The 26,049-nt window shown below is 52.5% G+C and carries 23 protein-coding genes; 21 read left to right on the top strand and 2 right to left on the bottom strand.

The window, feature by feature from the left end; translation table 11 throughout:
- Window positions 1–11 precede the first annotated feature (11 nt).
- The 21 genes from FE788_RS08005 to gloA all read left to right on the top strand — a co-directional run bounded on the left by FE788_RS08005 (window position 12) and on the right by gloA (window position 22,922).
- Window positions 12–260, top strand: a complete 249-nt coding sequence (locus FE788_RS08005; RefSeq protein WP_168190332.1) for a DUF1467 family protein — start codon at window positions 12–14, stop codon at window positions 258–260.
- Window positions 261–644: 384 nt separating this feature from the next.
- On the top strand, window positions 645–1,088 hold the full coding sequence (locus tag FE788_RS08000) for a hypothetical protein (protein ID WP_138380141.1): 444 nt from the start codon (window positions 645–647) through the stop codon (window positions 1,086–1,088).
- 82 nt (window positions 1,089–1,170) lie between these two features.
- Complete coding sequence (proS, locus tag FE788_RS07995; RefSeq protein WP_138380140.1) at window positions 1,171–2,481, top strand: proline--tRNA ligase; 1,311 nt, start codon at window positions 1,171–1,173, stop codon at window positions 2,479–2,481.
- Window positions 2,482–2,683: 202 nt separating this feature from the next.
- On the top strand, window positions 2,684–3,940 hold the full coding sequence (locus tag FE788_RS07990; RefSeq protein WP_138380139.1) for a lipoprotein-releasing ABC transporter permease subunit: 1,257 nt from the start codon (window positions 2,684–2,686) through the stop codon (window positions 3,938–3,940).
- A gap of 42 nt (window positions 3,941–3,982) precedes the next feature.
- Window positions 3,983–4,705 (top strand): ABC transporter ATP-binding protein, encoded by a 723-nt coding sequence (locus FE788_RS07985; RefSeq protein ID WP_246057890.1) that lies wholly within the window; start codon window positions 3,983–3,985, stop codon window positions 4,703–4,705.
- A gap of 65 nt (window positions 4,706–4,770) precedes the next feature.
- Complete coding sequence (locus tag FE788_RS07980; protein WP_168190331.1) at window positions 4,771–5,175, top strand: DUF1761 domain-containing protein; 405 nt, start codon at window positions 4,771–4,773, stop codon at window positions 5,173–5,175.
- A 29-nt stretch (window positions 5,176–5,204) separates the two neighbouring features.
- The gene (dnaE, locus tag FE788_RS07975; RefSeq protein ID WP_138380137.1) at window positions 5,205–8,720 is read left to right on the top strand and encodes a DNA polymerase III subunit alpha; all 3,516 of its coding nucleotides are present in this window, start codon (window positions 5,205–5,207) and stop codon (window positions 8,718–8,720) included.
- A gap of 143 nt (window positions 8,721–8,863) precedes the next feature.
- Window positions 8,864–9,682 carry an NUDIX hydrolase gene (locus FE788_RS07970; protein WP_138380136.1) on the top strand — a complete coding sequence of 273 codons (819 nt, stop codon included), beginning with the start codon at window positions 8,864–8,866 and terminating at the stop codon, window positions 9,680–9,682.
- Window positions 9,683–10,240: 558 nt separating this feature from the next.
- Window positions 10,241–11,050: a THxN family PEP-CTERM protein gene (locus FE788_RS07965; RefSeq protein WP_138380135.1), complete on the top strand. Its 810-nt coding sequence runs from the start codon at window positions 10,241–10,243 to the stop codon at window positions 11,048–11,050.
- A 591-nt stretch (window positions 11,051–11,641) separates the two neighbouring features.
- Window positions 11,642–12,526 carry a 30S ribosomal protein S2 gene (gene rpsB, locus FE788_RS07960; protein ID WP_138380134.1) on the top strand — a complete coding sequence of 295 codons (885 nt, stop codon included), beginning with the start codon at window positions 11,642–11,644 and terminating at the stop codon, window positions 12,524–12,526.
- A 107-nt stretch (window positions 12,527–12,633) separates the two neighbouring features.
- Window positions 12,634–13,560: a translation elongation factor Ts gene (tsf, locus tag FE788_RS07955; RefSeq protein WP_138380133.1), complete on the top strand. Its 927-nt coding sequence runs from the start codon at window positions 12,634–12,636 to the stop codon at window positions 13,558–13,560.
- Between the two features lie 192 nt (window positions 13,561–13,752).
- Window positions 13,753–14,478, top strand: coding sequence for a UMP kinase (gene pyrH / locus FE788_RS07950; protein ID WP_138380132.1), 726 nt, complete (start codon window positions 13,753–13,755; stop codon window positions 14,476–14,478).
- Between the two features lie 2 nt (window positions 14,479–14,480).
- Window positions 14,481–15,041 carry a ribosome recycling factor gene (gene frr, locus FE788_RS07945; protein WP_138380131.1) on the top strand — a complete coding sequence of 187 codons (561 nt, stop codon included), beginning with the start codon at window positions 14,481–14,483 and terminating at the stop codon, window positions 15,039–15,041.
- A 23-nt stretch (window positions 15,042–15,064) separates the two neighbouring features.
- Entirely contained in the window at window positions 15,065–15,814 is a 750-nt protein-coding gene (locus FE788_RS07940) for an isoprenyl transferase (RefSeq protein WP_138380130.1), read from the top strand.
- A gap of 32 nt (window positions 15,815–15,846) precedes the next feature.
- Window positions 15,847–16,623, top strand: coding sequence for a phosphatidate cytidylyltransferase (locus tag FE788_RS07935; protein WP_168190330.1), 777 nt, complete (start codon window positions 15,847–15,849; stop codon window positions 16,621–16,623).
- 13 nt (window positions 16,624–16,636) lie between these two features.
- Entirely contained in the window at window positions 16,637–17,818 is a 1,182-nt protein-coding gene (locus FE788_RS07930; protein ID WP_138380128.1) for a 1-deoxy-D-xylulose-5-phosphate reductoisomerase, read from the top strand.
- Window positions 17,819–17,827: 9 nt separating this feature from the next.
- Window positions 17,828–18,937, top strand: a complete 1,110-nt coding sequence (gene rseP, locus FE788_RS07925; protein ID WP_138380127.1) for an RIP metalloprotease RseP — start codon at window positions 17,828–17,830, stop codon at window positions 18,935–18,937.
- A gap of 46 nt (window positions 18,938–18,983) precedes the next feature.
- Window positions 18,984–21,308 carry an outer membrane protein assembly factor BamA gene (bamA, locus tag FE788_RS07920; protein ID WP_168190329.1) on the top strand — a complete coding sequence of 775 codons (2,325 nt, stop codon included), beginning with the start codon at window positions 18,984–18,986 and terminating at the stop codon, window positions 21,306–21,308.
- On the top strand, window positions 21,308–21,883 hold the full coding sequence (locus FE788_RS07915; protein WP_138380125.1) for an OmpH/Skp family outer membrane protein: 576 nt from the start codon (window positions 21,308–21,310) through the stop codon (window positions 21,881–21,883). Before bamA ends, FE788_RS07915 begins: the two co-directional genes overlap by 1 nt.
- A 147-nt stretch (window positions 21,884–22,030) precedes the next feature.
- On the top strand, window positions 22,031–22,495 hold the full coding sequence (fabZ, locus tag FE788_RS07910) for a 3-hydroxyacyl-ACP dehydratase FabZ (protein WP_138380124.1): 465 nt from the start codon (window positions 22,031–22,033) through the stop codon (window positions 22,493–22,495).
- Between the two features lie 34 nt (window positions 22,496–22,529).
- Window positions 22,530–22,922 carry a lactoylglutathione lyase gene (gloA, locus tag FE788_RS07905; RefSeq protein WP_138380123.1) on the top strand — a complete coding sequence of 131 codons (393 nt, stop codon included), beginning with the start codon at window positions 22,530–22,532 and terminating at the stop codon, window positions 22,920–22,922.
- A 139-nt stretch (window positions 22,923–23,061) separates the two neighbouring features.
- Here gloA and gltA read toward each other — a convergent pair whose 3' ends face one another.
- Window positions 23,062–24,378: a citrate synthase gene (gltA, locus tag FE788_RS07900; protein WP_138380122.1), complete on the bottom strand. Its 1,317-nt coding sequence runs from the start codon at window positions 24,376–24,378 to the stop codon at window positions 23,062–23,064.
- A gap of 158 nt (window positions 24,379–24,536) precedes the next feature.
- Window positions 24,537–25,955 carry a glutamate--tRNA ligase gene (gltX, locus tag FE788_RS07895; protein ID WP_138380121.1) on the bottom strand — a complete coding sequence of 473 codons (1,419 nt, stop codon included), beginning with the start codon at window positions 25,953–25,955 and terminating at the stop codon, window positions 24,537–24,539.
- Window positions 25,956–26,049 lie beyond the last annotated feature (94 nt).

Here is a 26,049-nt window from a genome sequence, read left to right as displayed (position 1 = left end):
AGGAGCGCCTGATGAGTGTCGTCAGTCATATTGTGGTTTTCACGATTTCCTGGTGGTTGATCCTGTTTATGGTTTTACCGTTCGGCGTTCGCAATCATCATGAAAGCGAAGACCAGGCGAACCTGCCCGAGGGCATCGAAAAAGGCGCTCCAGTCAAACCACAGATTGGCCGTAAGATGCTGATTACCACCGGATTGGCTTTTATTGTCTGGCTGTGTTTTTGGATGGTGGTTAAATACGAACTGATCCAGATTGTCTAGAGTGACCAGATTGTCTAGAGTGAATTGTGCATAGGTTGGCTCAATTCATTCTAAGCCGACACGGCCAGCCCGCTTTCAAAAGGGAACAGCCATAAAAAAAGCAAGGTCATGACCTTGCTTTTTTTATTTTCTATTTATTTTTATTAAGACCGTTCTGCCGGTTTTTCTTTTTCTTTTTTTATGTTACCCGTGTTTGGTTTTGTGTAGGCTTTTCCCTCCCCAAACTTGGGCCTCCCGTTTGACAGAAACGTTAGTTCAGTCCTTTCGGCTTGTCATCTTTAAAATTTAATGAAACTTCAATTTTTCCCACTTTGTTGTAAAATTGCAACATGCGGGTCAGGTGAAAAAATTGTATACAATAAAGGGGGATAGAAAGGATCACTGATGAGATGTGCGTTTTTTGCCACAATGACAGTTGGACTTTTTCTGCTTCAGGAGACGGCCCTGGCTGGTCAGGCGATTCTTATCAAAAAACAGGATTGTGTTTCTTTGACCCGCCATGTTCCAGAAGAAGATGTGACCTACCGGCCCGGGGTGGATGTGAAGGGGCGCAAAGTGCCCCCAGCGGATCTTGAGAACAACCGGGCGTTTGACGTCTTGCCGGAAATTTCATTTTATCTGGTTCTTGATACGGCAAAAGAACTGGACAATGCGCTTTATGCCCGTCATCCGGGATTGAAACAGGAAATGATTCTGGGATATGTGGAGGTGCGCGACGGCCTGGCCTATTTCAATGGCAAACCGATAGCGCCAGCCTATTATGCTCAAATTCATCGGCTGTGTGCCGAAGGGGAGGCAGAAAAACTTGAGCTTCCCCTGAAAAGATAATTGCAGTCCGCAAAAAGCCTGTTAATAACAGAGACTATAGTCAAAACTCATCACTGCGAAAAACAGAAAACAGAGTTAAAAAATGCGTCTGTCCACATATTTTCTGCCCACGTTAAAAGAAACGCCCACTGAAGCTCAGATCGCTTCTCACAGATTGATGCTGAGGGCTGGCATGATCCGCCAGACGAGCGCCGGCATATATATCTGGTTGCCGCTTGGGCTAAAGGTATTACGCAACATCGAACAGGTTGTACGTGAAGAGCAGAATCGGGCCGGGGCGCAGGAGTTGTTGATGCCGACAATCCAGTCGGCGGAGCTGTGGCAGGAAAGTGGTCGTTATGATGCCTATGGTAAGGAAATGCTGCGGATTACTGACCGGCATGACCGGGAAATGCTGTATGGGCCGACCAATGAGGAAATGATCACGGATCTGTTCCGGAACAACATCAAAAGTTACAAGGACCTGCCGAAGCTTCTGTATCATATCCAGTGGAAGTTTCGTGATGAAATCCGTCCGCGTTTCGGGGTTATGCGCGGCCGGGAATTTCTGATGAAGGATACTTACAGCTTTGATCTCGATCAGGAGCGGGCGCGTGATTCCTATAACAAAATGTATGTGGCGTATCTGCGCACCTTTGCCCGTCTTGGACTGGTGGCCATTCCGGTGAAGGCGGATACCGGCGCGATTGGCGGAGACTTGAGCCACGAATTTCAGATCCTGGCGGAGACCGGTGAAAGCACGCTGTATTATGACAAGGCGATCGAAGGTTTCGAACTGGATAAACTGACCGGGGATATTGATCCCGAAACCATTCGCCAGCTTCAAAGCCTGTATGCCATGGAAGAGGAAAAACACGATCCCGCGAACTGCCCGGTGGCCCCGGAAGACTTAAGGGTGGCCAAAGGCATCGAAGTGGGGCACATTTTCTACTTCGGGACCAAATATTCCGACAGCATGAATGCCCGGGTTACGGGACCGGATGGCAATCTGCTAACCGTGGAAATGGGCTCTTACGGCATCGGGGTCTCCCGTCTTGTGGGGGCGCTGATCGAGGCCAATCACGATGAGGCCGGTATAATCTGGCCGGAAGCTGTCGCCCCGTTCCAGGTGGGGTTGGTGAATCTCCGGGCCAAGGATGAGGCCTGTACCCGGACCAGTGAGGATCTGTATGAAAAAATGCTCAGGGCCGGCATTGAGGTGCTCTATGATGACCGGGATGTTGGGGGCGGCATGAAATTTGCCAATATGGATCTGATTGGACTGCCTTGGCAGGTGGTGGTGGGGCCCAAGGGGCTGGAGAAAGGTGTGGTCGAGATCAAAAACCGTCGCACTGGTCAGCGTGAAGAAATGGCGGTGGACGAGGTGTTGAACAGATTTGCCGCAAAGGCATAACGGGGGCAGGCGGCGTGAGGGCAATGTTCGTCAGGCGTCATCGCGATCCCGCCTGTTTCGGGGCAGGGGGATGGCGGTCCACAGACGGCAATGGCATGGCCCAATCAGTCATGGCCGCAGCAGTTTGTCTTGTTGTATTCGTTGTGCTCACGCGCCATGATGTATAATTTCGGCTCTGTCGAAAGCCGGGAAAGGACGGTTTATGTTTCGGGCCTTTGAGTGGACTTTGGCCTTCCGGTATTTGAGACTGAAAGGGCATGAGGGATTTATTTCCGTCATTGCGATTTTTTCGTTGGTCGGGATTTTTCTGGGTGTGGCTGCCCTGATTGTTACCATGTCAGTCATGGGGGGATTTCGGGAGGAAATCCTGTCCAAGGTCATCGGCTTCAAGGGCCATTTATTGTATCAGCCCTATGCCGGACGCATGACGGATTATGATGCGGCGGCTTCTGCCTTATCGACTGTGGAGAATGTGGTACGGGTGGACCCGGTGATCGAGGGGCAGGTGATGGCGTCTTTTGGCGACTATGCCACCGGCGCCATGGTGCGGGGCATCCGGCCCGAAGACCTGCGCCATCGCCCGTTGGTGGCAGAAAACATCGTGGCGGGGTCCCTGACGGATTTCGGGACAGGGGAGCACGATATTATCATTGGTAAACGCCTGGCGGATACTTACGGGCTGGAGATTGGCAGTCTGATCACCCTGATTACGCCCAAGGGACGGGTTACAGCCTTCGGCACCGTACCGCGCCTAGCCAGTTATGAAATCAAGGCCATATTTGAAGTCGGCGAATATAATTACGACAGCAGCTATTTTTTTATTCCTCTGGATCAGGCCCAGAAATATTTCCAGTATGAGAACAGCGTTCAGTATCTGGAACTCACGCTCACTCATCCGGATCTCATTGAGGAGACCTATCCCTTCGTTCAGCAACGAATCCGGGAGTTGGGGCTTCAGGGACGACTGATTGACTGGCGGGTGCTCAATCGCAGCTTTTTTAATGCGCTGCAAATTGAACGCAATGTGATGTTCATCATTCTTACTCTGATCATTCTGGTGGCTGTGTTTAATATCATCTCCACCATGATCATGCTGGTGCGAAGCAAAAACAAGGATATTGCTATCCTTAGAACCATGGGAGCTTCACGCGCTTCTATTCTCAGGGTGTTTTTTATTGCCGGATCCCTGATCGGTATTCTGGGCACTTTTCTGGGGCTGGCGGGCGGTGTCGTGGTGGCCGATAATCTTCAAAATATAGTGGATTTCGTGGAAACGGCCACCGGCGCGGAATTGTGGAACGCGGAAATCCGCTTTATTTCGGAAATTCCAGCCATCATCCAGCCCGATGAAGTGATCGCCGTGGTTACGGTGTCACTCACATTGACGTTTCTTGCCACGCTATATCCTGCCTGGCGGGCGGCAAAAACCGACCCCGTCGAGGCCCTGAGATATGAATGAGGGGCCTAAGATATGAATGAGGGATATGAGCGAGGAGATATCATGAACAAGACGGAAACCGTGGCGACGAAGATGACAGGACACGAAACTTCCGTGGCGCTGGAGTTGAGGGGGATTCATCGGCATTTTTTCCAGGGTGACGTGGATTTGCATATTCTCCGGGGTGTCGACTTTCACCTGAACAGGGGGGAAATGGTGGCGTTGACGGGAGCGAGCGGGGCGGGCAAGTCCACCTTGCTTCATATCGCCGGACTCCTGGAAAAAGCCCAGCAGGGCGAGGTGATCATCAACGGGGTGGCGTGTAATGCACTGTCGGATCTCCGGCGTACCCGGATCCGCCGACACGAGATCGGGTTTGTCTATCAGTTTCACCATCTGCTGCCAGAATTTACCGCCCTGGAAAATGTAATGATGCCCCAGATGATTGCCGGCCGCCCCAGAAAGGAGGCCGAGGCGCGGGCCGGGGAATTGTTGGAAAAGATGGGGCTGGGGGAACGATTGAAGCACCGCCCCAGCCGCCTATCTGGTGGCGAGCAGCAACGGGTCGCCATTGCCCGGGCGCTGGCCAATAAACCCAAAATCCTGCTGGCCGATGAACCGACCGGAAACCTGGATGAAGCCACCGGGGAAGAGGTGCTGAAGGTTCTGCTGGGTATCTCCCGGGAGGAGGGGACGGCCGCGCTGATTGCCACCCATAATTACGATCTTGCCCAGAAAATGGATCGATGTGTTATACTGCGCGAAGGGACGCTGCACCCGGCATAACCTCTCATCGTGATAGTTGGCGACATCAAGGGTGGATATTCTGGGCTAGGGAAAAGGGGCGAATCATGGGACTTGACTCACTGAATATGTTGGCGATTTTTCTTGCGGCAGTCGCCAAATTCATTCTTGGCGGTCTGTGGTATTCCCCGTTCCTGTTTGGTAAGGTCTGGATGAAGGAAGTCGGCCTGTCGCCTGAAACGCTGAGTGATCCGACACGGGAAATGATTCTGGCCGGCGGTGTATGTGTGGTTTTTGCGCTGAGCCTGGCGGTTATTATTGCCGCGGCCAATCTGGACTTCACAGGGAGTCTGGTGATGGGCCTGATCGTCGGGATCGGCCTTCTGGCGGCCAATTCTTCGCTCAGTTTTGCTTTTGAGGGACGGAGCTTTCGCCTTTATATGATTTATGCAGGTCAATATTTGTGCGAATCTGTTCTTGCCGCGGGTATTATCGGGTATTTCCAATCTTAAAGTTTCACTTTAAAGAAGTCATGTAATTGATGACAGAACATAAATTTATTCATTTAAGAGTTCATTCAGCATATTCATTGTCCGAAGGTGCCATTCATATCAAGGCGCTGCCGGAGCTCTGTCACAAGTTCGGGATGCCGGCGGTGGCGATCACCGATACCAATAACATGTTTGGCATGCTGGAAGCGTCACTGACCCTGCCGGCCGCAGGCATTCAACCCATTGTGGGTACGTCGCTGGCCATTCGCCATGAAGCAGAGGAGAGCGGCAAGACGAAACGGGCCCCCGAACCTGGCTGGCTTGGACTTCTGGCCCAGACCACAGAAGGCTATCACAATCTGATGGAACTGGTCAGCAAGGCGCATCTCGAATCAGATGGTCACGAAACGCCGCAGATCGACCTGGACGTCCTGGAAGGCCGGACGGCGGGACTGATCTGTCTTACCGGTGGACCAGCGGGTCCCATAGGACGTTTTCTTCTTGAAGGGCGACGGGACCGGGCGGAACAGATTCTTCTAAAGCTGAAAGAGCTGTTTCCAGGGCGCCTTTATCTGGAACTCATGCGTCACGACATGCCGGAGGAACAGGCGACGGAAGAAACGTTTCTGGATTTTGCCTATGACCATGACGTACCGCTGGTGGCCACCAATGACGTATATTTTCCGGTCCGCGACATGTATGCGGCCCATGACGCCTTGCTGTGCATCGCGGAAGGCGCCTATGTGGAGATGGAGGACCGGCGCAAGCTCACCCCAGAACATTATTTCAAGTCGCCTGAGGAAATGGCGGAGCTGTTTTCGGATCTGCCCGAAGCTTTGGCCAACACGGTGGTCATCGCCCGTCGTTGTGCGTTCAAGGTGCCGACTGTTGATCCGATTTTGCCCAAATTTACGGCCGATGAAAACACGTCGGAAGCTGAAACATTGCGTCTTTATGCCCGGGAAGGTCTGGAAAAGCGGCTGGAAAGGCATGTCTTTACCGGTGACGAAAGCGATGAGGAGCGCCGCGAAAAGGCCAAGCCTTATTTCGAGCGGCTGGAATATGAACTGGATATTATCATCAAGATGGACTTTCCGGGGTATTTCCTGATCGTGTCCGATTTTATCCAATGGTCCAAGGATCACGACATTCCTGTGGGACCTGGACGTGGGTCCGGGGCGGGGTCGGTGGTCGCCTGGGCGCTGCGGATCACTGATCTGGATCCGCTGCGCTTCAGTCTGCTGTTCGAACGGTTTCTGAATCCCGAACGGGTGTCCATGCCAGACTTCGATATCGACTTTTGTCAGGAAAAGCGTGACCGTGTGATCCGGTATGTACAGGACAAATACGGCCATGACCAGGTCGCGCAGATCATTACTTTTGGAAAACTGCAAGCGCGGGCCGTGGTGCGTGATGTGGGGCGGGTGCTGCAAATGCCCTATGGGCAGGTGGACCGGCTGTCCAAGATGATTCCCAGCAATCCGGCCAATCCGATTTCGCTGGCGGAAGCCCTGGAGACGGAAGAACGCTTGCAGGAGGAACGGGACAGCGATCCCACCACGGCGCGGTTGATTGAAATGGCGTTGCAACTGGAAGGGCTGTACCGCCATGCCTCGACCCATGCGGCGGGTGTGGTGATCGGGGATCGGCGGCTGGACAAGCTGGTGCCACTCTATCGCGATCCCAAATCCGACATGCCTGTCACCCAGTATAATATGAAATTTGTGGAACAGGCGGGACTCGTTAAGTTCGATTTTCTGGGGCTCAAGACGCTCACCGTGCTGGACAAGGCCGTGGACAACATCGCCCGGCGCGGCATTTCCATAGATCTCTCGCAAGTGCCCCTGGATGACGGGCCGACTTATGAACTTCTGGGCAGCGGCAAGACCGTGGGCGTGTTTCAGTTGGAAAGCACGGGCATGCAGAATGTTCTGGTTCAGATGAAACCGGACAAGTTCGAAGACATCATCGCCGTTGTCGCCTTGTACCGTCCGGGTCCGATGGACAATATTCCGCGCTATATTGCCTGTAAGCATGGCGAGGAAGAACCGGATTATCTGCATCCGCTGCTCAAAGATGTACTGATGGAAACCTATGGGGTGATCATCTATCAGGAACAGGTGATGCAGATTGCCCAAATTCTGGCGGATTATTCCTTGGGCGAGGCCGACCTGCTGCGCCGCGCCATGGGGAAGAAAATCGCCTCCGAAATGGATAAACAGCGCTTGCGGTTTCAGGAAGGGGCCGAAAAGAAGGGCGTTGATCCCAAACAGGCGGCCCATATTTTTGATTTGGTGGCGAAATTCGCGGGCTACGGCTTCAACAAATCCCATGCGGCGGCCTATGCGCTGGTGGCTTACCATACCGCTTACCTCAAGGCCAATTATCCGGTGGAATTCATGGCGGCGATCATGTCTTTGGATCTGAATAACACGGACAAGCTGCATGTGTTCAAGGAAGAGCTTAACAGCTTGCATATTCCAATCCTGCCGCCGGATGTCAATGCTTCTCAAGTTGAATTCTCTGTGGAGATTATTGAGGGCGAAAAAGATGAGGAGAAAATCGGCGGCGCCCGCGGCGATGGGGTGCTCAGGGGGGTGCGTTATGCGCTGGCGGCTCTCAAAAATGTTGGCAGCTCGGCTATGGAAAGCCTGATCAGGGAACGGGAGAAAAACGGTCCATTCAAGGATCTGGCCGATTTCTGCCGCCGGATTGACACCAAATATATCAACAAGCGTGCTCTGGAAAACCTCGCCAAATCCGGCGCACTGGACAGCCTGAATCCTAATCGGGCTCAGGTGTTCCAGTCCGTGGAACTGATTCTGAAGCAGGCCAGCGCCGCCACCCAGGAACGCAACAGCGACCAGGTCAGCCTGTTCGGCGATGTGGTGGAGGAACCGAAACTGGTGCTGCCGGAGGTCAATGACTGGATGCTGATTGACCGGCTGAATTATGAAAAGGATGCCGTGGGCTTTTATCTGTCTGCGCATCCTCTGGAAGCCTATAGCAAGGTGCTGGAACGTCAGAAGGTGGTGCCTTCCACCCAGATGGCCGAAAGCGCGCGCGGCAAAGGCGGCACGATCAAGCTGGCCGGAACCATCCAGAGCATCAAGGAAAAACGGTCCCAGCGCGGGACCAAATATGCCTTTCTGGGCCTATCGGACAGTTCCGGGGCGTATGAAGTGACCCTGTTTTCCGAGGTGCTGAATGCCGCCAGACCCATTCTTGAGGTTGGAACGTCCGTCGTTATCACGGCCGAAGTGCGTTTTAGTGACGACGGGTCGCTCCGGGTGACCGCCCAGGGCATCGAAGCCATCGACGCGGTGGCGGCCCGTACCGCCAAGGGGCTGGAAATTTATCTGAAAGAGACCACTTCTCTGGCGGCGGTCAAGGATTTACTGGACAACTATAAAGGCGGGCGGGGCACCGTCACCTTCAAACTGAAAGTCGAGGACGCGGGCGATTATGATGTGGATATTGAATTGCCGGATGGCTATACGATTTCCCCGCCCGTGCGCAATGCCTTGGTCACCATGAAAGGTATTCTGGACGCTAAGGAGATTTGATAATTTTTGCCAGAGCCTGGTTCAAGCAGGGGGTATGCAGATTTATTCTCATCCTGAAAAGACATTCACCTTTCCTTCGCCTGTAACGGGGCTTATAGCTTGATGGAGTTGACAATGAATATGAAACCGCCGGGACTGCCTTCATGACTGATACGCCTGTAAAACCTGTTGATTCCGCCTCGATTATGATCATCCGGGACGGTGCGGAATGTCACCCCGAATACGGCACGCTTGAAATTTTGATGGTGAAACGCCACCAGAATATCAAATTCGCCGGCGGGGCCTATGTTTTTCCCGGTGGCAAGGTGGATCCCGCGGATCGGCAAGCAGAAGAAGCAGACCCCGAGTCCCATCAGGACGACCTGCCTCAGATGTTTCGGGGCATGCGCTACGCTGCGTTGCGAGAGGTTTTTGAAGAAACCGGTCTTCTTATTGGGGAACGCAACGGCCGGTTGGTTGATGAGGCGGTTCGGGCGGAACTGGACCGGAAATACCGTCGGAAATTTCTGGAAAACCGTCTTGATGTCCGGACATTTCTGGCTGAAACCGGCCTGAAGTTATCGGTGCGGGACTGCCGTCCTTTTGCCCACTGGATCACGCCTGAACAATATCCCAAACGCTTTGATACCCGGTTCTTTCTGTGCATGGCCCCGGAAGGGCAGGTGGCCAGCCCCGATGGCAGGGAAGCGGTTGAGGTCCGCTGGGTCCGGCCGCTTGAACTGATCGAGGAATCCAGGGGGACCCTGATGTTTCCAACCATGATGAATCTGAAAAAACTGGGTCGGGCCAGAACCGTTGCCGAGGCGCTGCACCAATTGACGGACAATCGGATTGTCACGGTTAAACCGGAAATCGTCAAGGGCGCGCAGGGCGTGTTCCGGAAAATCCGCGAAGATGCAGGATATGATGAAGTGGATCAGAAGAACACTCACCCCGGGATGGCCCATAAACCCGTGAAATAATCGGAAATTCTGATGCATTTTGCGGGTGTCTTGGGGGCTCCTTGCCAAGATATTGTAAGACAATGTCTTTTTCTGCCTTAAAATAATGTGTAAAGATTTTTGACAGCTGTCGCTCCTGCTTTACGATCTAGATTATTTTCCTAATGCCTTGAAATAAAGATAAAAAATATTTCTTATACCGCGCTGCGCCTTGTTTTTCGGCAAAAGGGGTGTCGGAATTTATTACAGTTGTGGCCATGCGGGGACAGGGTATATCCGCAACTTCTTATAATATATGAGCCTTTTAAAGATGGCATGGTATTTGCTACTTAACAGCATCATTCATGAAATTATGATATCAGGCTGCAAAGCCCAGTTTTTGATTTTTTTGCGAACAGTCTTGGTTCATCCTTATCCCTGATCAAGTTCCGTATCTTTAGTTCCGTATCTCCAGTATCTGTGTCTTTGGTTTTGTCTCTGGCGTATTTGAGGAAGCCAGGTCAAATCTTTCAAGGGGAGAAATGGGAGAAAGGTCTGTTCCCGGTACAAAACTTAACGACACTGGTTGAGGAGGTTGTAATGAACAATCTGAAGAAAATTATGTATGGCGTCACCGTTGCGCTGGGCAGTATGGTGATCGGTCAGGCCGCACAAGCGGCTTTGATTACCGAATGGACCCTGGAAGCCACGGCGGCGTTTGTTGATGAGGAACCGGCTGCGGCCGTGACCAATACGGGAACGGTACTGTCCTGGGGTACGCCGGCAAACCCCGAGAACCAACAAAGCCACCTGGTCCTGAGTGATCAGAACTTTGTTGCCGATGTCAATAACCCGACAGCCGGCTCTACGGGGGTTACCACAGTGACGGGACTGGTCACCAACGGCCCCGCCAAGGATGCGGCGACACTCACCCATTATAATAATGTGATCACGGGCGACAGCCTGACTTCCGTGACCATAGAGGATTCTGTGGTGATGACGCCAACAATGCCGGCCGGTTCTTCTTTGCCGGCGGTGGAATTTGATTTGTTTGTGGTGTTTGAGGAAACCCTCAATGCAGAACCTTGCGCCAATCCGCTGGGCGATCCGTGCGCGGATATTTATGCACTGACCAACCCGGAAAACCTGTCTTTCAGTTTCATCATCGACGAATATAAATATACGGTGACTCTGGATCTGGGCGCTCTGGACAATCTGGACGCGGATGATTGTGCCTCTGTGGGGCTGGCGCCGGGATGCCGGGGGTTTGCCGCCGCTGAAGACGGGTTCACAACCCTGCAAACCCAGGTCAATGTAACCGCCATGAGAATTTCCGAACCGGCCATTCTTGGCCTGCTGGGGATGAGCCTGGTCGGAATCGGTGTCATGCGCCGCCGGGTGCGGTCCTGAAACGATGCCTGAAACGATGAACGGGTCCGGGACCTGCTTGAGATATTAGCGCGGTCCCGGCTACCGTTTCCTGATAACTATCACTTGACAAATGTCAGGGCAAAGAAAGGACCGGAACAACCGAAATCCGGAACAACCGAAATAAAGAGAGGAGGGGTATTCCCCCTGTGAGGCGAACCGGGTGCCTGACAGACATAAAGATAAATAAAGAAGGTATAACCAAAACAAAAAGAAACCTTTAATCTCGACAGAGCGGCTCTATCCCAGTGCCGTTCTGTTTTTTTGGAGAAGGCGCGGCACGCCAGCTTTTTTTATAAGACAACATGGCGGGATCGCCGCTCCCGCCTGCGCGGGAGCGACGGCAGGGGGCTTCGAGAGGTCACGATGACGCGGTCATCAATGCATAAAAGCCCCCAAGCTGCGGCGGCTGTATATTTTTCTTGATCTTCTGATCATTTCGGCGTAAGACGCCTTTACTTCGCACGCGGGTATGAAGTTAGTCCCCCACATATCGGGGCCGACTTTCCGGTGTTTCCCGAAGGGATCGGGAAGCCAAACTCGCGGAGGATTAACCGGAAAAGGAGAAAACATATGGCGTTGCCAAGTTTTACCATGCGCCAGCTGCTGGAAGCTGGTGTGCATTTTGGCCATCAGGCTCACCGTTGGAACCCCCGTATGGGCGAATATATTTTCGGGGTTCGCAATAAGGTTCATATCATCAATCTGTCTATTACCGTACCGCTGCTGCATCGGGCGTTGGAGCAGATCCGTGACGTCACCGCTGCTGGCGGGCGAGTGCTGTTTGTCGGGACCAAGCGCCAGGCGTCCGCACCCATCGCCGAAGCGGCAAAACGTTGTGGCCAGTTTTATGTAAACCATCGCTGGCTCGGCGGGATGCTCACCAACTGGCAGACGATTTCCAATTCCATCAAGCGTCTGAAGCATCTTGAGGAGATTCTGGGTCAGGAACATTCCGGATTGACCAAAAAAGAAATCCTGCAGCTGACCCGGGAACAGGAGAAGCTGGAACGGTCTCTTGGCGGGATCAAAGATATGGGGGGGCTGCCCAATATCCTGTTTGTGATTGATACCAATAAGGAAGAACTGGCGATTCAGGAAGCCAAGAAGCTGGGTATTCCGGTTGTAGCCGTGGTGGACACCAACAGCAATCCGGACAATGTGGACTTCCCGATCCCTGGCAATGATGATGCCACCCGCGCCATTCAGATGTATTGCGATCTGGTCGCTGATGCGGTTCTTGATGGCATTCAGCAAGAACTGACAGAGCAGGGTGTGGATATTGGGGCGTCTGAAGACGTTGCCGTAGAAACCCTGCCGACGGAAGAAGGGGCGCCGGCCGATGATCAGGCTGAGGGCGCAGAGGAAGAAGCGTCTGTCGAAGTCGCCGCAGAAGAGACTGCCCAGGAAGAAGGCACGGACAAAGACGCTGAAGCCGGCGAACAGCAGGCTTCTTAAAGAAATTCATTGGTGTTACAGGTCCCAAATCTGTGTGGCGGTGTTTGGGCCGCTCTGATCCGGGGCCTGTAATTCGTTAATTTTAAAGAACGCATCAAGGAAGAAAAATGGCTCAAATTACTGCTGCACTTGTGAAGGAGCTGCGCGAAAAGACCGGCGCAGGTATGATGGATTGTAAAAAGGCTCTTGCGGAAAACGATGGGGATCTGGAAGCGTCGATTGACTGGTTGCGTCAGAAAGGTATTGCCAAAGCCGCGAAAAAAGCCGGGCGGGTGGCCGCCGAAGGGCTTGTGGCTGTGGCCGCCGAAGGTCCTCGGGCCGTGGCTGTTGAAGTAAACTCGGAAACCGATTTTGTGGCTCGTAATGAGCAGTTCCAGGCGCTGGTGCGGAATATTGCTGGCGTGGCTTTGACCCAGAATGGGGATTATGAAGCAACAAAAAATGCGCCCTATCCGGGTACGGACCGCACCGTGGAAGAAGAAATCAAGGAAGCCGTGGGGACTATTGGCGAAAATATGACGTTCCGTCGGGCTGTCGGGCTGTCAGTGGATAAAGGTGTTGTGGCGTCCTATATTCATGGCGCCGTTGCCGATAATATGGGTAAAATCGCCGTGCTGGTGGCGCTGGAATCAGAGGCTGACGAAGCGGAACTTCAGGCTCTTGGCAAACAGCTAGCCATGCATGTGGCGGCCACGGCGCCGCAATCGCTCAGTGTTGAGGACCTTGATCCGGCGCTGCTGGAGCGTGAGCGCAATGTGCTTGTCGAACAGGCCCGTGAATCCGGCAAACCGGACAATATCATTGAAAAAATGATCGAAGGGCGGATCCGTAAATTCTATGAGGAAGTGGTTCTGCTGGAACAGACCTTCGTGATTGACGGAGAGACCAAAATCTCCAAGGTTGTTGAAAATGTCGCCAAAAAAGCCGGGAAAGACATCAAACTTGTCGGTTATGTTCGCCTGGTGCTGGGGGAAGGCATTCAAAAAGAAGAATCTGATTTTGCCGCCGAAGTGGCTGCCGCTGCCGGCAATTAACTGAAAATTTCGTCGGGTTCATTTCTCCTGTGTGAAAAATACAGAAGAGATGGACCCGATTTTTCTATTCATCATGGACTTATGCCCCCGGCTCAGGCAAGATGCGCACAATAACAATAAAGTTGTGCCCTGTCTGACTCAAATCATCCGGGTGGCATGATGTTAACTACTATCTGAATCAAGGTGGCCAAAATGTCTGATGAGGCTCGATACAAACGCGTCCTCCTGAAGCTTTCCGGCGAAGCCCTGATGGGCGACAAGGAATACGGAATTGATCCGGATATGGTGACCCGGGTGGCCGGGGAAATCAAAACGGTTCGGGAAATGGGGGTGCAAGTGTGTCTTGTGGTCGGCGGCGGAAATATTTTCCGGGGCATGACCGGCGTGGCCAGGGGGTTTGACCGGACTTCCTCAGACCATATGGGCATGCTGGCCACGGTGATGAACGCTCTGGCGATTCAGAATGCGCTGGAAAATATAGATGTGGATACGCGGGTTCAGTCGGCATTTCCCATTGCTTCGGTCTGTGAACCCTATATTCGGCGTCGGGCGATCCGCCATATGGAAAAGGGCCGGGTGGTGGTGTTTGCGGCCGGCACCGGCAATCCCTTTTTCACCACGGACACGGCGGCGGCGTTGCGGGCAGCAGAAATGAATTGCGATGCCCTGCTGAAGGGCACCCAGGTCAACGGGGTTTATACGGCGGACCCCAAAAAGGATCCGACCGCAAAACGATATCAACAGCTCGGCTATCGTGAGGTGCTGACCAAGGATTTGAAGGTCATGGATGCTTCGGCTATCGCGCTGGCCCGGGAAAATAACATCCCCATTCTTGTTTTTTCAATTCACGAACCCGGTGAATTCGCCCGAGTCCTTAAGGATGAGGGCCAGTTTACCAAGATATGTCAGGAGGAATAGTCATGTCTTCTGAGCTTGATTTAAAGGATCTGAACCGGCGCATGCAGGGCGCTATTGAAAATCTGAAAACCGAATTTTCCGGCCTGAGAACCGGCCGCGCGTCCGTGAATCTTCTGGATCCGGTCGTGGTTGAAGCGTATGGTTCACAGATGCCGCTCAATCAGATCGGCACGATTTCAACACCGGAAGCGCGCATGATTTCGGTGCAGATCTGGGACAAGGGAATGGTGGCCGCCGCGGAAAAGGCGATCCGTAACGCGGGACTGGGCCTTAATCCGGTCGTCGACGGTCAAACTTTGCGCATCCCGATACCGGAGCTGAATGAAGAACGTCGTCAGGAACTGACCAAGGTTGCCGGGAAATATGCGGAACAGGCACGTGTTGCCGTGCGTAACGTGCGACGCGACGGCATGGATCACATCAAGAAGCTGGAAAAAGATGGTGAAATCAGTCAAGATGAACAAAAAGTTCTGGCCGACAAGGTTCAGAAACTGACTGATGAAAAAATCGCCGAAATTGACCGGCTGACAGCCGCCAAAGAAAAAGAAATCATGCAAGTTTGACGGGATTTTACAGGAATTTGTGCATGTACGTGGTGAAAGAGGCAAGCAGAATTTCGGCCAAGGCAGGGGCGCTGACCCCGCCGCAACACATTGCCATCATTATGGATGGCAATGGACGTTGGGCCAAAAAGCGCCTCTTGCCGCGGGTTGCCGGACACCGCAAGGGGGCCGAAGTGGTCCGGAACTGTGTCCGGACCTGTTCCTCGCTGGGGGTGAACTATCTGACCCTCTATGCCTTTTCATCGGAAAACTGGAAAAGGCCCGAAGATGAGGTGAGGGATCTGATGGGGCTGTTGAGCCATTACCTTCAGAATGAAGTCACCGAACTGGACCGTCAGAATGTGCGTCTGCGTTTTATCGGCGGGCGTGACCGGTTGAGTCCTTCGATCCTCAAGCTGATTGCTGAGGCGGAAGAAAAAACCCGCCAGAATACCGGATTACAGCTTATCCTTGCCCTAAATTACGGGGGACAGGCAGAAATCGTCTGTGCCGCTCGGGAAATTGCCCGCAAGGTCAAGGCCGGGGACATTGACCCCGACATGATTGATGAGAAACTCTTCTCCGATCATCTGTATACGGCGGACATACCGGATCCGGATCTGATCATTCGCACCAGTGGCGAACAGCGGTTGAGCAATTTTCTGCTCTGGCAGGCGGCCTATTCGGAGTTTATCTTTATTGATACTTTATGGCCCGATTTCAACGAGGATATTCTTCAGGGCGCCATAGAGGAATTCAACAAACGCGAACGCCGCTACGGGGCGCGGCCCTGAGCCGCTCGCATGTCGGATGTGTCAGGGCGCCCATGAATAACCTTACCATCAGAATATTGTCCGCAGGCGTTATGTTGCCTATCGCTGTTGGGGCGATTCTGTATGGCGGCCTGCCGTATTTTCTGCTTGTGGTTCTGATGGCTGGGCTGATTCTGTTTGAATGGGACAACATTTGTGAAGGACGCACCCCCTGGCTCCTCTTTGCGGTGCAGGTTGCAGGACTGCTGGCGGCGGCTTATGCCACCAGTGAGGCAATCTCGCCGAAGGGGGAGTGGGTCGCGGCGTATGTGGCGGTTTTGCTCCTTGTCGCATGGCGGAGTGGTGCCAGCCTTGTCTGGGGCCTTGTGGGCCTGCTTTATGCCGTTCTGCCGGGGGTGGGGCTGATCTATCTGCGCCATTATGAAGAACAGGGCGGCTTGATTGTTTTATGGATGATGATTATTGTCTGGTCGATGGATACCGGTGCCTATTTTGCCGGTAAAAAGATTGGCGGGCCAAAGCTGGCGCCCCGAATTAGCCCGAAAAAAACCTGGGCGGGACTGATTGGCGGTATGGTGTTTGCCGGGATAACCGGAACCCTAGCGGCATATGTCATGGCATTTACACCTTTGCTGATGATGGCCGTTGCGGCCTGTCTCATGGCGTTGTGGAGCCAGGTCGGAGACCTGGTTGAATCCGCCCTGAAACGGCATTTCAACGTCAAGGATTCCGGGGCTATTATTCCCGGCCACGGGGGAGTTATGGACCGGGTGGATGGAATTATTTTTGTGGCCCCGGTTGTTGCCGCCTATTATTATTTCATGCTGTAGGAGCTTGAATTTCATGGGAATGCCGGATGCAAAACAGGACAATGCGGTTCGCAGGGTTACCGTTCTGGGATCCACAGGGTCAGTTGGTTGCAATACGCTGGATTTAATCCGGCGGCATCCGGAGCGGTTTGAAGTTCTGGCTCTGACCGCCAACAGCAATGTAGAAAAACTTGCAAAACAGGCTATCGCTTTCGGGGCCCGCATGGCGGTCCTGGCCGATGAAACGAAATATGCGGAGCTGAAGACCGCTCTGGCGGGAACCGGCATTATCGCCGCAGCAGGTGAGCAGGCGCTGAGCGAGGCGGCCCTGATGGAGGCGGATTGGGTGATGGCGTCCATCGTCGGCGCCGCGGGGCTGCGGCCGACGCTCAATGCGGTGCGTCGGGGCGCGACGGTTGCGCTGGCCAATAAGGAATGCCTGGTTTGTGCGGGGGAATTGATGATGAAAGAGGTGCGTGATCATCATGCGACCCTGCTGCCGGTGGACTCAGAGCATAATGCGATTTTTCAGGTTTTTGATTTTGCCCAACCGAAGAAGGTGGCCCATATCACCCTGACCGCTTCGGGCGGGCCGTTCCGCACCAAAAGCCGCGAGGAAATGGCGTATGTCAGCCCCCGTGAAGCCGTTTCCCACCCCAACTGGGATATGGGGGCCAAGATTTCTGTGGATTCAGCCACCATGATGAATAAGGGGCTGGAGCTGATCGAGGCATATCACCTGTTCCCGGTAGAAGAACATCAGATCAATATCCTTGTACATCCGCAATCCGTTATTCACAGCATGGTGTCTTATGTGGATGGCTCCGTCCTGGCGCAATTAGGGTCACCCGATATGCGCACGCCTATTTCCTATGCCCTGGCTTGGCCGGAAAGGATCGAAACCCCGGCAAAAGAGCTTAACCTGGCGGAGTTGGGCCGGTTGGACTTCTCCGAACCCGATACTAACAAGTTCCCGGCCCTAAAATTGACAAGAGAGGCATTGCAAACCGGGGGAAGTGCGCCTACTATCCTCAACGCGGCGAATGAAGTTGCCGTATATGCATTTCTGGAGGGGAAAATAGGGTTCCTGGATATTGCCGGGATCGTTGAAACAACGCTGGAGACGATAGGGGCATCCCCTTTGACATGTTTGCAAACTGTGATGGATGTGGATCAGGAAGCAAGACGTGTTGCCGGCGAACTGATAGAGAAATAAAGACGGGTCATGGATACTCTATTTTCGTTTATATTTTATGCCGGGGCGTTTATCGTCGCCCTTTCCGTTCTGGTTTTTATCCATGAATGGGGCCATTACATTGTGGCCCGGATGTGCGGTGTGCGGGTAGAGGTGTTTTCCATCGGGTTTGGTCGCGAAATCTGGGGCTGGACTGACAGGAAAGGAACCCGCTGGAAGATCAGCTATATTCCGCTGGGGGGATATGTCAAATTCTTTGGCGATGCCAGTGCCGCCAGCACTCCTGATGGCTCCCTTCCCCATATGAGTGAGGAAGAACGAAAGGTCGCCTTCCATTATAAAAGCCTACCGCAACGCGCGGCGATTGTTTTTGCCGGTCCTTTTGCAAATCTGTTGCTGGCGGTATTGATTCTGGCCTCGTTTTACATAACTTTTGGGCAGATCTATACGCCGCCGATTGTGGATGAGGTGGTGCCCGGAAGCCCCGCTGAACAGGCCGGATTACAGCCGAATGATCGTATTGTTTCTGTGGATGGGGTTGCTGTCGAAAGCTTTAATGACATCAAAACCCGAATCATGCTCAATCTGGAGGAACCGGTCAGTCTGGAGATTGACCGGGGCGGACGTCTCATTGAAGTGAGCCTGACCCCGCGCCTTGAAGAAGTGGATGACGGGTACGGAAATATTCAACGGGTTGCCCTTATCGGGGTGCGTTCCGTAGGGCGTTCAGAAATCCGTGAGCTTAGTGTGCCCGCAGCATTCTGGGCCGGCGTCGAACGGACCTGGGACATTATTCAAATGTCGTTTCGGGGGTTGGGGCAGATCTTGTTCGGAGACCGTTCCGCCAAGGAACTGGGCGGGCCAATCAAGATTGCTCAGGTGGTCAGCCAATCTGCTGAGCAAGGCATATTTTCCTATATCTCGATTATTGCCATGATTTCGATAAATTTGGGTATTATCAACCTTTTGCCGATACCGATGCTGGATGGGGGACATCTGCTGTTTTACGGTTTCGAAGCAGCTTTGGGGAGAAAACTGAGTGAAAAAACCCAGGAATTAGGATTTCGTATTGGATTGATTCTCATTCTCGGGTTAATGGTGTTTGCCACGCTGAATGACATTATGGGCTTGGTGGGATAACCGGCTTATATAAACAAAGAATATAAATAAGCAGGAAACAGTACCGGTGAAAAATCGCTTTTTTATTACTCTTGGATTTGTTTGTTCATTAACATTTTCATTTCTGGGACCTGTATCGGGTGGTCTGGCGCAAACCGGCGCCTATGGAGATGCGATTCAGTCTATTCAGGTCGTTGGGAACCAACGGATCGAAGCCGAAACCATTAAATCCTACCTGATTGTTTCCGAGGGGGAGGATTATGATGAGCAGAAAGTCGATATTTCACTTAAAAGACTTTTCAATACCGGGCTGTTTTCAGACGTAAAAATCGGCCGAGCCGGCAATACCCTGGTGGTGGAAGTGGTGGAAAACCCGATCATCAACCGTATCGCTTTCGAGGGGAACAAATACAAAAAAGACGACAAGCTGTATGAAGAAATCCAGCTTAGGCCGCGGATCGTATTCTCGCGGGCCAAGGTGCGTGCGGATGTGCAGCGGCTTCTGGAAGTGTATCGCCGGGGGGGACGGTTTGCGGCGACCATCGAGCCCAAGGTTATCCAGCTGGATCAGAACCGGGTGAATCTGGTTTTTGAGATCAGCGAAGGGCCGAAAAGCAAAATCGGCAAAATCAACTTTATGGGCAACAAAGCCTTTAATAACGACGACCTGCGCGGCGTCATGGCGACCAAGGAAAGCCGCTGGTGGAAGTTTTTGACCTCTGAAGACACCTATGACCCCGATCGCCTGGCTTATGACAAACAGTTGCTGCGTGATTTTTACCGATCCAAAGGGTATGCGGATTTCCGCATTACTTCGGCGGTCGCGGAGCTGGCCCGGGACAAGGAGCATTTCTTTATCAATATTACCGTTGAAGAAGGTGAGGTTTATTCTTTCGGCAAAATAACCGTTGACAGCAGAATTCCTGACCTGAAATCCGAATTGTTGGAGCCTTTGGTGGTGACCAGAGAAGGCAACATCTACAATTCTTCCCAGATTGACCGGACAGTCGAACTGTTGACCGATGTGGCCGGTCTTAAGGGGTATGCCTTCGTGGACGTCCGCCCCAGAGTCCGGCGTAACCGTAAGGAACGGACTGTGGACATTACCTATGTGGTGAACAAGGCGCCCAGGGTCTATGTGGAGCGAATTAATATTACCGGTAATGTGCGCACCCATGACAAGGTAATCCGTCGGGAAATGCGTCTTGTGGAAGGCGATGCCTATAACTCTGCGAAGGTGAAGCGTTCGGAAATCCGCATCAAGAGCTTGGGTTTTTTCAAGGAAGCCACCATCGAACAGGTCGAAGGCAGCGCGCCGGACAAGACCATTCTTGAAGTGACTGTCGAAGAACAGGCCACAGGTGAATTGTCCGTGGGGGCCGGTTTTTCAAGCAGTGAAAATTTCCTTTTCGATTTCAGTATCGGGGAGCGAAACTTTATGGGCAAGGGGCAGAGCCTGCGTCTTGGTACGCGAATCTCCAGTTTCCGCAAGGAAGTAGATATCAGCTTTACAGAGCCTTATTTCATGGATCGGGCCGTGGTGGCCGGTGTTGATCTTTTTGTTCGGGATACAGACTTCCTTGAAGCTGATTTCACTCAGCAGACCTATGGCGCGAGTCTGAGAACCGCGTTTCCGGTGACCGAATATATTGTGATGAGTTCGCGGTATACCTTCCGTCGGGACAAAGTGGAAACCACATTTATCTCCAGCAGTCCCTATCTAGAAAGTAACCGGGGAGATTTCACCACTTCCTCCATCGGGTATGGGTTGTCTTATGATACGCTGGATAATCGTCAGCATCCCAGCCGGGGGCAGCGGCTTGTCTTTAACCAGGACTTTGCGGGGCTTGGCGGCAACACTAAATATCTGCGCAGCCGGGCGAGTTATGACTTTTATCATCCGTTCTTCGGCAACTGGGTCTTCAATGTAGGCGTAGAAGGGGGCAATGTCTTCGGCATCAGTGATGATGTGCGTCTGAGTGACCGGTTTTTCCTTGGAACCCCGAAAATGCGCGGATTTGAACGGGGAGGGGTTGGACCGCGTGACAGCATCACCCGCGATGCTCTTGGCGGAAATACCTATTATACGGGATCCATCGAACTGTTTGTACCATTGGGGGCAGGGGCACGGGAAATGGGGATCGAGGCCAGCGCCTTTGTTGATGCGGGGGCGTTGTTTGGAATTGATGAGCCGCCATCTCTGGTGAATGCGGCCACTGGCCTTACTCACCAGGTCATCGGGGACAGCGTTTCTCCGCGGGTATCCGCTGGTATCGGTTTTTCCTGGATGTCGCCTTTTGGTCCCTTCAGGATTGACTTTGCCAAGGCATTGCTTAAAGATGAGGCGGACAAAACAGAATTTTTCCAATTTAACATCGGAACAAGGTTTTAATGAGACATTTTACAAGATTAGCAACGGTGGTGGCGCTTGCTTCAACCATCGGGTTTATGGCAGGAATCAAACACCTCTATGCGGAAACTTTACCTAAAGCAGTCATTGCGGTGATTGACACGCGCATGGTGCGTTTCAATTCTGCTGCCGGTAAGGATATCCAGGCACAGCTGGACCAGATTCGCCAGAAATTTCAGAATGAAATTGCGGCGAAGGAAAAACAGCTGAAAGAAGAAGAGGAATCTCTTAAAACCCAGAGATCCATTATGCAGAAGGAGGCCTATGAGGCCAAGGTGAGGGAATTCCAGGGCAAGGTTGTTGCCGTGCAGCGGGAAGTTCAGCTCAAACAGCGGCAAATGGAGGCCGCTCTGGTCAATGCCCAGAACGAAGTGCAGCGGGCCCTGAAGCCCATTTTGCAGAAAGTACTCAATGAACACGGGGCCACAGTAATTATGGATAAGAGCCTGATTATTGAGCAGGTGCCGGGGCTTGACGTGACCACAAAGGTCATTGAGCAACTGGATCAGGTTCTGCCCACTGTTAAGGTGGAATTGCCCCAGGTTGAAGGCAAGTAAGAAAAAGCCGTCACCTATTTTGATGGTACACTTATACCCCGCATTGACGCGGGGTATTTGTTTTCATCAAACTTGCGCTTGAGGAGTAAAAGCTTTATTTAGTCGGCAATTGTTCTCAAGATCCACGACAAGAAAGAATGGAATATCATGAACGAGGAAATCAAAGAAATCCCGGCAGAAGTTGATGTAGTAAGGATTATGGAAGTCATACCGCATCGGTATCCCATGCTTCTTGTGGACCGGTTGCAGGATATTGTGCCGGGAGAGGCGGCCACGGGCATTAAGAATGTGACGATGAATGAACCTTTTTTCCAGGGACATTTTCCTCAGAAACCGGTGATGCCGGGGGTTCTTATTGTGGAAGCCATGGCTCAGACTGCGGCGGCGCTTGTCATGCTCAGCCTTGGTGAGGAAGCAGAAGGCAAGCTCGTCTATTTCATGTCTATCGAAGGCGCCAAGTTTCGGAAGCCTGTTGTGCCCGGAGACAGGCTTGAGCTTCATGTCAGTAAAGAGCAAAACCGCCGCAGTGTATGGAAATTCAAGGGGATTGGAAAAGTGGCCGGGCAGGTCGTGGCGGAAGCCACTTATACGGCGATGATTGCCGAAAGCTGAAAAATTTAGGCTTTATCCGAAATGGAGGTCTTCCATGAGCGAATTTCGTTTGCTGCATACCATGATCCGTGTGATGGATCTGGACAGGTCGCTGGACTTTTATTGCAATAAGCTGGGGATGAAGTTGCTGCGTAAAAAGGATTATCCCGAAGGCAAGTTTACCCTGGCTTTTGTGGGATATGGCGATGAAAAAAACAATACGGTTATCGAGCTTACGCATAATTGGGGCCAGGAGGAACGGTATGATCTGGGCAATGGATTTGGTCATATCGCTCTTGGGGTCAAGGACATCTATAAAGTCTGCGAGGAGCTTGATGCGGCGGGGGTCGAAGTGACGCGCAAACCCGGACCCATGAAACACGGGACAACGGTTATCGCTTTTATCAAGGACCCCGACGGATATATGATCGAACTTATCGAACAGTAAAGGCGATGACGCATCGCTATCCGGAGTAAAAACCTAGAGTGAATGATGCGTTCATCAATTCACTCTAGGATCTCTCGTAAACAGAAAAAGCCCGGCTGAAGCCGGGCTTTCTTTTTTAGGAGGGGTATTCCGCTGCGGATCAGCGTTGATCTATTGGTATATATTCCCGGGCTGTGGCGCCGGTGTAAAGCTGGCGGGGACGACCGATTTTCTGGGTCGGGTCCTCAATCATTTCTCCCCATTGGGCAACCCAGCCAACTGTGCGGGCCAGCGCAAACAACACCGTAAACATTTCAGTGGGGAAGCCCATGGCTTTCAGGATGATTCCGGAATAGAAGTCCACATTGGGGTAAAGTTTTTTCTCAATGAAATATTCGTCTTCCAGGGCAATGCGCTCCAGCTCCCGGGCCACATCCAGCAGCGGATCATTTTCGATCCCCAGTTCAGCAAGCACCTGATGAGCCGTTGCCTGCAGGACCTTGGCGCGGGGGTCATAATTTTTATAAACGCGGTGACCAAATCCCATCAGACGGAACGGGTCGTTTTTATCCTTGGCCCGTTTGATATATTCCGGAATGTTGTCGGTGTGACCGATTTCCTGAAGCATATTCAGGCAGGCTTCATTCGCGCCGCCATGCGCCGGCCCCCACAGAGAGGCAATCCCGGCGGCGATACAGGCAAACGGATTGGCCCCGGAAGAGCCGGCCAGACGGACAGTAGAGGTGGAGGCGTTCTGTTCGTGATCCGCATGCAGGGTAAAGATCCTGTCCATGGCCTTGGACAGGATCGGATTGACTTGGTAAGGTTCGCATGTGGGCACGCCGAATGTCATATACAGGAAGTTTTCCGCATAATTCAGGTCATTGCGCGGATAGACAAAGGGTTGCCCCACGGAATATTTATAGGACATGGCCGCAATGGTCGGCATTTTGGCAATCAGGCGATAGGAGGCGATTTTGCGCTGGATCGGATCGCTGATATCCGTGCTGTCATGATAAAAGGCGGACATGGCGCCCACAACACCGACCATTATGGCCATGGGATGCGCATCCCTGCGAAAACCAGAGAAGAATTTGGTCATCTGTTCATGAATCATGGTGTGATAAGTGATGTCATGAACAAATTTTTCCTTTTCCGCCTGATTGGGGAGCTCTCCATGCAGCAACAGATAAGCGACTTCCATAAAGTCGCTTTTGTTGGCCAGTTCATCAATGGGGTAGCCCCGATACAAAAGTATACCTTCATCACCGTCAATATAGGTGATGCTGGATTCACAGCTGGCCGTGGAGGTAAAACCCGGGTCATAGGTAAACATACCGGTCTCTTTATAAAGAGACCGAATATCAATGACATCAGGCCCCGTGGATCCTTTGAAAATCGGCAGTTCAGTGGTTTTGTCCCCAATTGTCAGTTTGGCAGTTTCTGATGAAACTAGTTTTTCGCTTGTATTCGACATAAATCCCACTTCCTTTCCTTCAGTCTGTTATGCAGTCTACGGACCCTGATGTCAGGCCATTTTCCGCGTCGTTATGATTAGCCAACATATATGAAGGGCCCATTACAGGCTGACCTATATGTCGACAATCTTTTCCCGATACCGTCCCTGAGAGACGGTCATTGCGCCTGATCCTTGATTCGCTCCAGGCTTTCCTGTTTGCCGAGCCATACGAGAACATCAAATATACCAGGCGACATATTGCTGCCCGTAAGGGCAGCTCTTAAGGGTTGGGCAATTTTGCCCAGTTTTAATTCTTCATTTTCGGCAAAGGATTTGATTTCGTTTTCCAGTGCCGGTACTTTCCAGTTTTCCACCTGTTCCAGCCGGGGCAACAGTTTGCCCAGCATGTGGCGGGCCGCGTCATTCAGTAATTTTTTCGCTTTGTCATTCAGCGCGAGGGGGCGGCTTGCAAACAGAAACACCGTGCTTTCTGCCAGATCATTGAGGGTCTTGGCCCGTGGCTTGAATTCATCCATAGCATTCACTAGAAGGGCGATTTCCTGTTCCGTGAGCGCCCGGTTAATTTGTTTTTCCACAGGTTCGCGGATCAATGTCACAAGTGTGTCGTTGCTTTCCACCTCGCGAATATAATACCCGTTCAGGTTTTCCAATTTGGCGAAATCAAAACGGGCAGGGGACTTGCCAATTCCTTCCAGGCCAAACCATTCGATGGCCTGGGCTTCGGAAATGATTTCATCATCCCCATGGGCCCAACCCAGCCGCAGCAGGTAATTTTTCAGCGCGCTGGGCAAGAAGCCCATATCGCGATAGGCGTCCACCCCGAGAGCGCCGTGCCGTTTGGACAGTTTGGCGCCGTCCGTGCCATGGATCAGGGGGATATGGGCGTATTCTGGCAGGTCCCAGCCCAGTGCCCGGATCAACTGTGCCTGCCGGAACGCATTGGTCAGGTGGTCATCACCTCGGATCACATGGGTCACACCCATATCATGATCATCCACGACAACTGAGAGCATATAGGTGGGGGAACCGTCCGCCCGCAACAGGATCATATCATCAAGCTGCTCATTGGCGACCGTCACCTTGCCCTGGACGTGATCGTGAATGACCTGCTCGCCGGTTTGCGGGGCCTTAAAGCGCACCACCGGGGCAACACCTTTGGGAGCTTCGGACGGATCCCGGTCGCGCCAGCGGCCGTCATATTTGATGGGGCGTCCTTCGGCGCGGGCCTTGGCCCGCATTTCTTCCAGCTCTTCTGCAGAACAATAACAATAATACGCTTTGCCTTCGGCCAGTAACTTCTGAGCGACTTCCACATGCCGTTCACGGTTGGCATACTGATAGACCACGTCGCCGTCGTGATGCAGCCCCAGCCAAGACATGCCATCGAAAATGGCGTCGATGGCTTCTTGGGTTGAGCGCTTGCGGTCGGTATCTTCGATTCTCAGCAGAAACTTGCCATTGTGATGTTTGGCAAACAGCCAGTTAAACAAGGCGGTCCGGGCGCCTCCGATATGCAGAAAACCGGTCGGCGAAGGCGCAAAACGGGTCACAACTTTTTTGTTCTGAGTTACCATATAACCCCGATCATTTACTCTCTGAATTTCATGGTGTGTGGAGATACGTATGATAGGAGGTATTGTCTATATACTCACCACATCCAACAGGTTT

Origin of the sequence: Luteithermobacter gelatinilyticus, from assembly GCF_005849285.1 — a bacterium.
GTDB lineage: Bacteria > Pseudomonadota > Alphaproteobacteria > Sphingomonadales > Emcibacteraceae > Luteithermobacter > Luteithermobacter gelatinilyticus.
The sequence above is the reverse complement of the archived record's forward strand: the minus strand, read 5'-3'. Positions and strand labels throughout refer to the sequence as shown.